The sequence below is a fragment of the Neorhizobium sp. BT27B genome (assembly GCF_050455485.1).
In the GTDB taxonomy this organism is placed as follows: domain Bacteria; phylum Pseudomonadota; class Alphaproteobacteria; order Rhizobiales; family Rhizobiaceae; genus Neorhizobium.
The window spans coordinates 1-9,393 of record NZ_JBCIYT010000029.1 but is presented as its reverse complement, the minus strand read 5'-3'; the positions used below and the strand labels follow the sequence as shown (position 1 = coordinate 9,393).

Genomic DNA, 9,393 nt, shown 5'->3' with positions numbered 1-9,393 from the left:
CAGGGTTATGGTACGCGCTATGTGCGCTCCGCGCTGGGATCGTTATTCGGCACGGTTCCGGAAATCATCTTCGCTCCGGGTGGCTTTCGCTTGGCAGTGAGCGGGTCGCTGTCTCGCATTATAGCACAACAATAGTTTGTTAGATTTTCGTCAATCATGGATTGAAATGGCCCTTCCTGTAACACCTTGAAAGATAAAACAGTTCTCTTTGGATCAATCTGTCTTCCTGCGCGTTCATCCGGTTCGCTTATTAAAAAAAAGACACATGCGCGAGCGTCAATTGCAAAGAGTGTGAAGGATGACTCAAAAGGGGACCACGGTCATTGTTGTCGAGGACGAGACCCTCGTGCGACTGGATATCGTTATGTCGCTCGAGGACGAGGGGTTCATTGTGCTCGAGGCCTCAAATGCCGACAACGCCATCGACCTCCTCAACGCCCATCCGGAGATTCGATTGATGTTCACCGATATCGACATGCCGGGCAGCATGGACGGCCTGAAGCTGGCTGCTGCAGTTCGCGACAGGTGGCCGCCTGTCAAGATCATCGTGGCTTCTGGCCACCGTCAATTGAGCGACGAGCTTTTACCGGTTGAGGGCAAGTTTTTTAGCAAACCGTACGACCACGGCCGCGTCATCGCGACCATGAGGGAAATGCTAGCCGCAGTCTAAGCGTTCACCCGAGTGAGAGCTGGCCTTCCCGAGGCTCGTACAGATGAATGCCTGCCCGCCGGATCCTCGTTTCTATGAACAGATGAATGCAATTGCGTGGCCGTAGGTTCGAAACCTTTCAAGGCGTGATGCATCATGGTCGCCGTCTTTATGGAATGAGACGCAGGTGTCAGGTATCCCGGACGCTCCGCTCGTTTTGACAAGGTAGCTAGCACAATCTGTGCACCAGCATCAGTGACATTATGGCCCCAAGTTATCCGCCAGAAAGTGCCCAAGGGACTGGGCTTCTGCCGATAGCGTTGCGCGTCCTTTTATCAGTGCGATTTCAGATGCCGGTTGATTATCGAAGCCATCTGCGGGCCCGAGTTGCCGGTGTTCGGAAAGCACCGCATCGGAAGGCAACAGACTGATCCCGAGACCGGAAGCGACCGCTGCCTGCACACCCATCAGGCCCTGACTGGTATAGGCGATCCGCCAACGACGACCACTGCGCTCGATCGCGCGGATGGCACGATCCCGGTAGATGCAGCCGACGGGAAACACCGCAAGTGGGACCGGATCCGTCTCAACTGGACGGGTGGTGCTTTCCACCCAGATCAGCTCCTCCTTCCAACTCGCTAGACATGCCCCATCGCCAGGCTCGCGCTTGATCAGCGCCAGATCGATCTCGCCCGCGTCCAACAAGCGGCGAAGCTCGGTGCTCCAACCGCTGACCGTATCGAGCCTGATATGTGGAGAGGCTGCAGAAAAGCCCGACAGCAGATCGATCAAACGCCGCCCGGCAAAATCTTCCGGTACTCCAAGGCGGACCGTGCGCGGAGCCGAAGGCTTTCGCATGACCTCTGCGGCCTCATCGGCCATGGCGAGTATTTTGCGCGCATAGCTCAGCAGCAACTCGCCGGCTTCCGTCGTTTCTACAATTCCGGTCGATTTGTCTCGCCGCAACAGTGAGGTGCCCAAATTGACCTCCAGCTTCTTGATCTGCTGGCTGACCGTCGATTGTGTCAGGTGTACCCGTTCGGCCGCCTTGGTAAAGCCGTTGCAATCGACGACTGCAGCAAAGGTTTTCAGAAGATCCAGATCGAAGCCGAAGCTCATTTGATTTCCCGATGGTGATGATGAGAAGATTTAATTTCTCAATCCATGCAGGTTTTGTCAAGCTCGGGAAAATCAAGGAGAAGACACATGACCCTGACAGGACCCAAGCCGACCTGGCTCACTTTTGATTGCTACGGAACCCTGATTCAATGGGACGAGGGGCTGCTTGCAGCAATGGACAGAATACTGTCCGCAAAAGGTGGCGATATCGACCAGAAGGCCTTTATCGCGGTCTACGACAGCCATGAACATGCGCTGGAGGACGAGCGCCCGCACCGCACGTTTGCCGAGGTCAGCGCGCTTGCGCTGGAGCGGTCGATGGCTGAATTCGGACTTCCGTTTGAGGTTGCGGATGCCGAAATCCTGACCTCGTCGATCGGCAAGATGCCGCCGTTTCCGGAGGTCGTGGCATCCCTTGGAAAGTTGAAAGATGCAGGTTTCCGCCTGGCGATCATCTCCAATACTGATGATGCCATCATTGCTGGAAACGTGGCCCAACTTGGTGGCCACATCGACCGCGTCATCACGGCGGAACAGGCCGGTGCCTACAAGCCATCCAGCCAGATCTTCCATCATGCCTGGAAAAGCCTCGGCCTCAGCATGGAGGATCTGGTGCATATCTGCGCCAGCCCGCATCTTGATCTTGCCGCAGCGCGTGAGCTTGGCTTTCGTACTGTCTGGATCGATCGTGGCACGGGCCGCAAACCACTCGCTGACTATCACCCGAATGAAATCGTCCCGACGCTCGACAAGGTACCAGCCCTCCTTGCCGCAGCAGGCTGGATGGAGCGATAAGGAGACCAACATGGCGCATGAACTGAATGTTTCGAAGACAAATCCTGCACTTCGGAACAATCTCTCGATGGATACCGACGAGATATGGCAGGCGCGTGTCGATCTTGCCGCTTGCCTTCGTATGGCAGCGCGGCTTGGCCTCGAAGAGGGGATCTGCAATCATTTCTCGGCCGTCGTGCCCGGTCATCCCGACCTTTTCATCGTCAACCGCCTCGGCTGGGCGTTTCAGGAGGCGACTGCCTCGTCATTGCTGATCTGCGATTTCGAGGGCAATGTGGTTGCCGGGGATGGCGTGCCGGAAGCAACCGCCTTCTATATCCATGCGCGGTTGCACAAGATGGCGCCGCGGGTGGGGGCCGCCTTTCACACTCATATGCCGAACGCTACCGCCCTCAGCATGGTGGAAGGCGAGCCATTGGTCTGGGCAGGCCAGACGGCACTCAAGTTCTACGGCCGCGTGGCGGTCGACGAGAACTACAACGGCCTTGCTCTGGACGAAAGCGAAGGCGACAGGATCGCCGCCGTCCTTGGCGACAAGGATATCCTGTTCATGAAAAACCATGGTGTGATGGTCTGCGCGCCGAACATCGCCGAAGCCTGGGATGATCTCTACTATCTTGAACGTGCTGCCGAAGTTCAGTTGAAGGCGATGGGCTCGGGCCGCAAACTGCTGCCGGTCGTGCCCGCTGTCGCGGCTGAAGCGGCGCGGCAGATGCGCGAAGGGGACCCCGAAAGTGCCAGGATGCATCTGGAGAGCATCCGGCGGGTGCTCGACCGGCAGGCACCAGACTATCGCGATTGATGGAACAGCAAAGGCGACGCGTTGGCATTCGCCTTTCCCATATTCCGTCCGGGTCAGGACGTCCCTTTCAGTTGCGGTGAATCACCCAGTGTCACGACCATATGTTCGATGAAGGCACGGACACGGTGAGGCAGGGGACCTCCGCCGACATAGACGGCATGCACCAGTTCAAGATCGCCTGGATTGAAGTCTTCGAGCAATGGAAGCAACCGCCCTGCTGCGATGTCGTCGGCCACATGGAACAGGCCGACGCGGGCAACGCCGGCGCCGGCCAGCACCATCTGCTTCATCGTCTCGCCGTTGTTGACGACGATGCTGCCTTTGACGGGTTGAGCGATATCCCGGTCATGGTTACGAAACGGCCAGGACGGTGTTGCTCGCCGGAAATTAAAGGTCAGGCAGTCGTGCTGCGCGAGGTCCACGGGCGTTTCCGGCGAACCCCGGCGCGCCAGATAGTCAGGTTGTCGTTTGGCATTTAACCGTAAGAATGCGCCCGTTCCGGCAGGTTATGGCACTTAATTGGGTCTTCCTCACTTTGTGTGGTTAACAAATCGTTAGTAGTCACGGCGCTATGGGCGAGGATGCGAACGAGATCGAATTGGTCACCCGGTCCGGGTATTAAAGTGCAGAGTGTCGTATCCAGCGACGACGGTGAATGGGTTGTGTCTGCTTGTGGGCCATCCTCTGGCACCTGCCCAGATTGCCAACACCAAAGCAAAAGTCGGCATGGCTGGTCGTACCGCAGTCTTCAGGACCTGCCGGTCCAAGGCAAAGCAGTGACGATAAGGGTTCAGTTGACCCGCTGGCGTTGCGCATATCGGCAGTGCAAACGGCAAACATTCACCGATCTGTTCCCGGCGATTGCCGCACCCTACGCCCGCAGAACAAGAAGGGTCGCCGAAATAATTGGGCTGCTGGGGCACAGCACCGGCGGGCGGCCCGGAGAACGCTTGATGAGACAGCTTGGCATGCCGGTCAGCGACGACACCATCCTTCGGCACTTGAAACGCAAAGCTTTACGGGTCGACGGCCAACAGTCAGCTCGTATCGTCGGTATCGATGACTGGAGTTGGAGGAAATCTTGGCGGTACGGCACGATCGTCGTCGATCTTGAACGCCGGGAGGTCATGGACATTCTCGAAGACCGAAGTGTGGCAAGCGTTGCCCGATGGTTGAAACGGCACCCTTCCATTGAGGTCGTCAGCCGGGATCGATGTGGACTTTACGCACAAGGCGCCCGTGAGGGTGCGCCGCAAGCCTCTCAGGTGGCAGATCGTTTTCATCTCATCCAGAATTTGCGGCTCGCTATCGAAGAACAGATGAGCCTATCCGGCCGCGCAACAGGCAGGGCACTACTGCCTGACGAGGACATCGCGTTTGATCATAGCACTCGAAACTTGCCGGAGCCGTCCCCCGAAACACCGGGGCGCAATCAACTTCGCCGGGCACATCGGCAGTCCCGGACGGATATGTTCGAGACAGTACACGCCTTGAGCAAAGAAGGCCTGACCTGCTCGGACATTGCACGTCGCACAGGATACGGCCGACGAAGCATCACGAAATGGCTGAAATTCGAAACCCCACCCGATCGACGGAGGGGCGCGCTACAGCCGACATCTCCCCTCTACTTCGAAGCGTTCCTCACCCAGTGCTGGAAGGATGGCAACCGCCGTGGGCGTCATTTGTTTCATGACATAAAGCACCGAGGATACACAGGGAGCTTTTCTAATCTCGAACGCCTCCTGGCAACATGGCGCCGCGCCGAGAGACCGGAAACAGATGAGGTTAAGGGTGATATGGCGCCTGCTCGGATTGGACTCTCCGACAGAGAACCTAACAGTTTGCCCGTCCGTGATCCGCAAACCGGTCATTTGATCTCCCCCATTGTCGCCGCTACTCTTTGTATAAAGCCGCGCGGCGCACTCACCATCAATCAGGCGCGGAAAGTCGATGCACTTAAGCAGGGTTCACGAACATTCGCCGTCATGCGTAGCTTCGCGATGCGATTTCGCGGCATATTTCGTGGCCGAGATTCGGCGAAACTCGAGCAATGGATCGACGATGCCATTCATTCTGGCCTCGCCTTCCTAGCCCGTTTCGCCCGTGTACTTCGCCGGGATATCGACGCTGTATGTAACGCCATCGATCTGCCCTGGAGCAACGGTCAGGTAGAAGGCCAGATCAATCGACTGAAGACGATCAAGCGGGCAATGTATGGAAGGGCAGGGCCAGAGCTTCTCAGAGCGCGGATGATGCCGGTCAAATTGGTCGAGCTCCACACAAAGTGAGGAAGACCCTGGTTAAATGCAAAACGACAAGAAGAGCATAGCTTTGCCGTGAAGGAGATTATCGGGAGCGTCCCTTTTAGGATCACCCCCGGCCGACTGGGGTCACGCCGACCTCCAAGGAGATAGAAGGTCGAACCGCCCCGCGCGATCAAAACGGAACGTCCGTTTTGATGACCTTGCAGCGCCGGGTTCCCTGTGTGACGATCCTGCTATCTGGAGGATACTCATGCATCGCGGCGAAGAATTTGCGCATATCGTTTACACGCTTCTCGTCGTGGAAAAGCAGACGTCGGTTGAAGAAGCCGCCGCCGCTTTGGGGATGAGCTATGCCTCCCTTCATTCGCGATTGATCGCCCGGAGCCCTTTCTCCGCCGACGAGATCCAGGCACTGATCAGGATGTTACCGGACCCGAGACTGGCGTCCTATCTGCTCGACGGAAGCGCTTTCGTAGCAGCAGAGCGTGTAATCCATCCCGTTGACCGCCGCCTTGCTAACGAAGCGGTGCAAAGAGGCGCGACCAGGGTCGTAGTCGAGGCTGCCGATATCCTTGAGCTAGTGGACGCTGTCCTGGCCGGCGGAGGCCTCGACCACCGTCACAAGCGGTTGTTGATGAAGGATATTGTCGAGGCAGAACGGGCACTCGCTACGCTTCGCCTGCAGATTTCGGAGGACTGACGGACAACGCTTTGCTTACCGCCAATCGGGTGGAGCGCGCTCGCGGGCGAAATACGGAAAACGTCCGACATGCAGTCTCTCCGCGTCAATCTCCCTCGATAGTTGAGCGGATGCGGATTTCTCGTGATGTGTCAGCTTCGAGGGCGCATCCTGCCTGTGGTCGCCGGAAGCTTCGCGGATAGGGTCGCAAAAGCAATGGTTTAAGGATGCCGTTGGCGGGGTTATTCCGTGTCACCAGTTCGTAATAGTTCAAGGCGATCACTGCGGGCAGTCGTTCGATCGTGATAGAACATAGCCTCAAGCTATAACATGCGCGCGCGCTCCGCCGGACTGTTCCCTGAGCTTTTTCGGCGCAGACAATGTTACCGCATTCTTCTCCCGTTTTATGTCGTTTGCGCGGGTGCCCGCAAGGGACGCCACTGCACGTCCCTTATGAAGCCCCAGCGCTATTATTAAAAGGAGATCAACAACATGCCGAAACGTTTCTCTGCTCACATCGTTGGTCGGCGGTGACCATATTTTCCATACCTGCGGGTCTCGCTTCACCGCGTGTGTGTCATCCCAAGAACAGCATCACCAGATAGATACGACCGTACCTAACAACCCACACTCGCCTCAGCCAAACGTCTCCTCGACGTGCATAAGGTCGGTATACTCCCTCACGCTCGCGACCTTTCCGTCGCGGATCTTGAACAGAAAAAAGTATTCGTTCTCGTAGACCTTGCCGGACTTTGTGAGTGCCTGCGAACGCGCCTCAGCGGCGACGCTATCGCCTTCGCCAATCATGTTCAGGACTTTCATCTCAAGACCGTTCGAATAAGCCGCAAACATGTTGCGGAACATGTTCGCAGCTTCCGCTTTCGTCTTCATCCCGGCGGACGGAAACAGGTGCGGCTTTCCGTTGACCCACCAGGTTGCATCTTCCGTCATACCATCAATTAGACCATCAGCATTCGATGTTCTAAAGTGATCACAGAACTCGCGCACGATGCGCTTGTTGTCTTCAATACTCATATCGTCTCACTATTGTTGTTGGGTCTGGACGCAGATCAAATACTGGGCAGATCCGCGTAGTGCGGGACACCAGCCTGTGATGTTTGAAGTCGACAACCGCGTTACCATCTTGCGGTAGTTGTTGTCCCGACAGACTTGTTCAAAGGCCGAACTGCTTCTTGTCCCCGCGCCAGTCGGTCGACTTCAAGAACTGCTCCCAGGAAAGTGTGTTTGGATCCAAGCGGCGGCTCCATTCCAGATCGTGTTCCTCGTCGAAGTAGCCGTACTCGACCGCATACTCGACCATGCCGATCAGTTCATCGACAAGAAGGTCGTTGGCGCCAAATCCCGGAAAGTATTTCAACAGTTCGTCGCGCTTAAACGCGCTGCGGTATTCTGCCTTGACGCCAGTCACGCGTTGGAACGTTTCGACCATCTCGCGCGGGGAAATGATGTCGCCGACGATCGGAAGTGTCTTTCCATTGAAGGTCGCAGGGTCGGACAGCACAGACAGGACGGCCGGTCCTGTTGCTGTCGTCGGATCCACGAACGGTGCGCGGAAGTCCTCAGGGAGGTAGATTGGCATGAGGAGCGTGTCGCCTTCCATCTGCGGTACGTAATATTCCAGCAGGTTCGTATAAAAGAAAGCGAGAGAGACGAACGAGTGCGTAACCGGCAGTGTGCGGATGTAATCGGCAACGAGCGCCTTGTCGGTGAAATGAGGCGTGAACTTCTTCCCACCCGAGATCTTTTCGACATTTTCTAATGTCGAGAAGACGATGTGACCGACGCCCGCTTCAACCGCTGCATCGGCCAGTTGTTTGCCGAGCGCGAATTCGGCGTTGTCTTGGGGCAAAAGCTGCGGCGTCATCAGGTATGCACCATCCGCCCCAGCAAAAGCTGCAGCAAGTTCGTTCTGATGGTCAGGTCCTAGCGGCGCGACCACAACTTCTGCACCGAGAGCTGCGAGGCTACGAGCCTCTTTGGAATCCTGATTCCGGGTCAATGCTCGGACCCTGTATTGACCGCTCTTGAGGAGTGTCGTGGCCACGCTGCGGCCTTGCTTGCTGGTTGCGCCAACCACTGAAATAAGCGGCATTTGCTTCATAGACATTGTGAGGCTCTTCTCCTTATTGCGATTACTGGCTGGATCAGACACTCCGGTGCCAGCGCGTCTTCTTTGCTCAACCGCGAAAATAAGGGTATAGTGCTTCTAAATGAAGTACGTACAAAATGAGCATGTAGTATCATGGATGATAGTGTTAAATCTAGGCGCAAGCGCCGTATAGCCAACAGGACTGGATGCGCGGTGGAAGCGACAATTTCGGTCATCGGGGGTCTGTGGAAGCCGGTGATCCTGTTTCATCTGCTCGATGGCAAACTGCGGTTTAACGCGATCTGCCGCCTGACTCCCGCGGCAACGCCGCGAATGATCACGCTTCAACTCAGGGAGCTGGAAGCAGACGGCATTATCAACCGCATAATTTATCCAGAGATCCCGCCTAAGGTGGAGTACGAGCTAACGGAGCTGGGAAGATCACTGGAACCTCTGCTTGTCAGTATGTGTAATTGGGGTACGCGGCTGCAGGAGCTAAGCGGCCTGCCTGTCGATTCCGGTAGCTGCAGAAGCACTTTACGGCAGCAAGAGCTGATCGATGGGCTTACGGCCTAAACTCTTTGGCACGGCCATGAGGAACAACTCTCTGACCAAGGCCGAGACCGGCAGACCTGTCGCGGCCTACCGGGTATTCGACCGCTGCATTTCTGCTGACACTCGTGGGTTCGTCAACGCAGACTTTGCTTAACTGAAGAGTTAACGCCGAATCGGCTTGTTGCGGCAGCAAACTGATTAATACCGCAGTTGGCTTCCCCGACGTCTAGCTTTGAAGCGGTCTGTCCTCTGACGGTCCCAGATCGGTCATTCTACTCTGCCCAAGTTCATGTGCGAACTGGCGAAATTTCTACGGGTGGAAGTCGCAATAACAACGTCGTTAGGTAATCCCCCCGGCAATTAACGGACTTCAAAAGTAGAATTTTCTCGGGCTTTATGATCGAGGAGATTTTGATGAAG

At 56.4% G+C, this 9,393-nt stretch carries 9 protein-coding genes and 1 pseudogene; 6 read left to right on the top strand and 4 right to left on the bottom strand.

All coding sequences use genetic code 11. The features are described 5' to 3' along the window. Positions 1-298 precede the first annotated feature (298 nt). Positions 299-670, top strand: coding sequence for a response regulator (locus AAIH70_RS30740; protein WP_430038123.1), 372 nt, complete (start codon positions 299-301; stop codon positions 668-670). Between the two features lie 240 nt (positions 671-910). Here the strand turns inward: AAIH70_RS30740 and AAIH70_RS30735 are convergent, their stop codons facing one another. Next, entirely contained in the window at positions 911-1,768 is an 858-nt protein-coding gene (locus AAIH70_RS30735; RefSeq protein WP_430038121.1) for a LysR substrate-binding domain-containing protein, read from the bottom strand. A gap of 87 nt (positions 1,769-1,855) precedes the next feature. Here AAIH70_RS30735 and AAIH70_RS30730 point away from each other — a divergent pair, with 87 nt between their 5' ends. Together AAIH70_RS30730 and AAIH70_RS30725 are read left to right on the top strand one after the other, a co-directional pair. After that, entirely contained in the window at positions 1,856-2,563 is a 708-nt protein-coding gene (locus tag AAIH70_RS30730; RefSeq protein ID WP_430038118.1) for a haloacid dehalogenase type II, read from the top strand. A 10-nt stretch (positions 2,564-2,573) separates the two neighbouring features. Next, complete coding sequence (locus tag AAIH70_RS30725; protein ID WP_430038115.1) at positions 2,574-3,365, top strand: aldolase; 792 nt, start codon at positions 2,574-2,576, stop codon at positions 3,363-3,365. Between the two features lie 53 nt (positions 3,366-3,418). Here AAIH70_RS30725 and AAIH70_RS30720 read toward each other — a convergent pair. Continuing rightward, positions 3,419-3,826: pseudogene (locus AAIH70_RS30720) on the bottom strand (LysR substrate-binding domain-containing protein); the annotation flags it as partial. Positions 3,827-3,946: 120 nt separating this feature from the next. Between AAIH70_RS30720 and AAIH70_RS30715 the strand changes: the two are divergent. Further along, positions 3,947-5,653, top strand: a complete 1,707-nt coding sequence (locus AAIH70_RS30715) for an ISL3 family transposase (protein ID WP_430038112.1) — start codon at positions 3,947-3,949, stop codon at positions 5,651-5,653. Positions 5,654-5,879: 226 nt separating this feature from the next. Beyond that, positions 5,880-6,329 carry a phage regulatory CII family protein gene (locus tag AAIH70_RS30710; RefSeq protein WP_430038109.1) on the top strand — a complete coding sequence of 150 codons (450 nt, stop codon included), beginning with the start codon at positions 5,880-5,882 and terminating at the stop codon, positions 6,327-6,329. Between the two features lie 615 nt (positions 6,330-6,944). Here the strand turns inward: AAIH70_RS30710 and AAIH70_RS30705 are convergent. Then, on the bottom strand, positions 6,945-7,343 hold the full coding sequence (locus tag AAIH70_RS30705; protein ID WP_430038106.1) for a nuclear transport factor 2 family protein: 399 nt from the start codon (positions 7,341-7,343) through the stop codon (positions 6,945-6,947). A gap of 139 nt (positions 7,344-7,482) precedes the next feature. Next, entirely contained in the window at positions 7,483-8,436 is a 954-nt protein-coding gene (locus tag AAIH70_RS30700) for an NmrA/HSCARG family protein (RefSeq protein ID WP_430038104.1), read from the bottom strand. Positions 8,437-8,631: 195 nt separating this feature from the next. On the opposite strand from AAIH70_RS30700, the gene AAIH70_RS30695 reads away from it, so the two are divergent. Then, positions 8,632-8,994, top strand: a complete 363-nt coding sequence (locus AAIH70_RS30695; protein ID WP_430038101.1) for a winged helix-turn-helix transcriptional regulator — start codon at positions 8,632-8,634, stop codon at positions 8,992-8,994. Positions 8,995-9,393 lie beyond the last annotated feature (399 nt).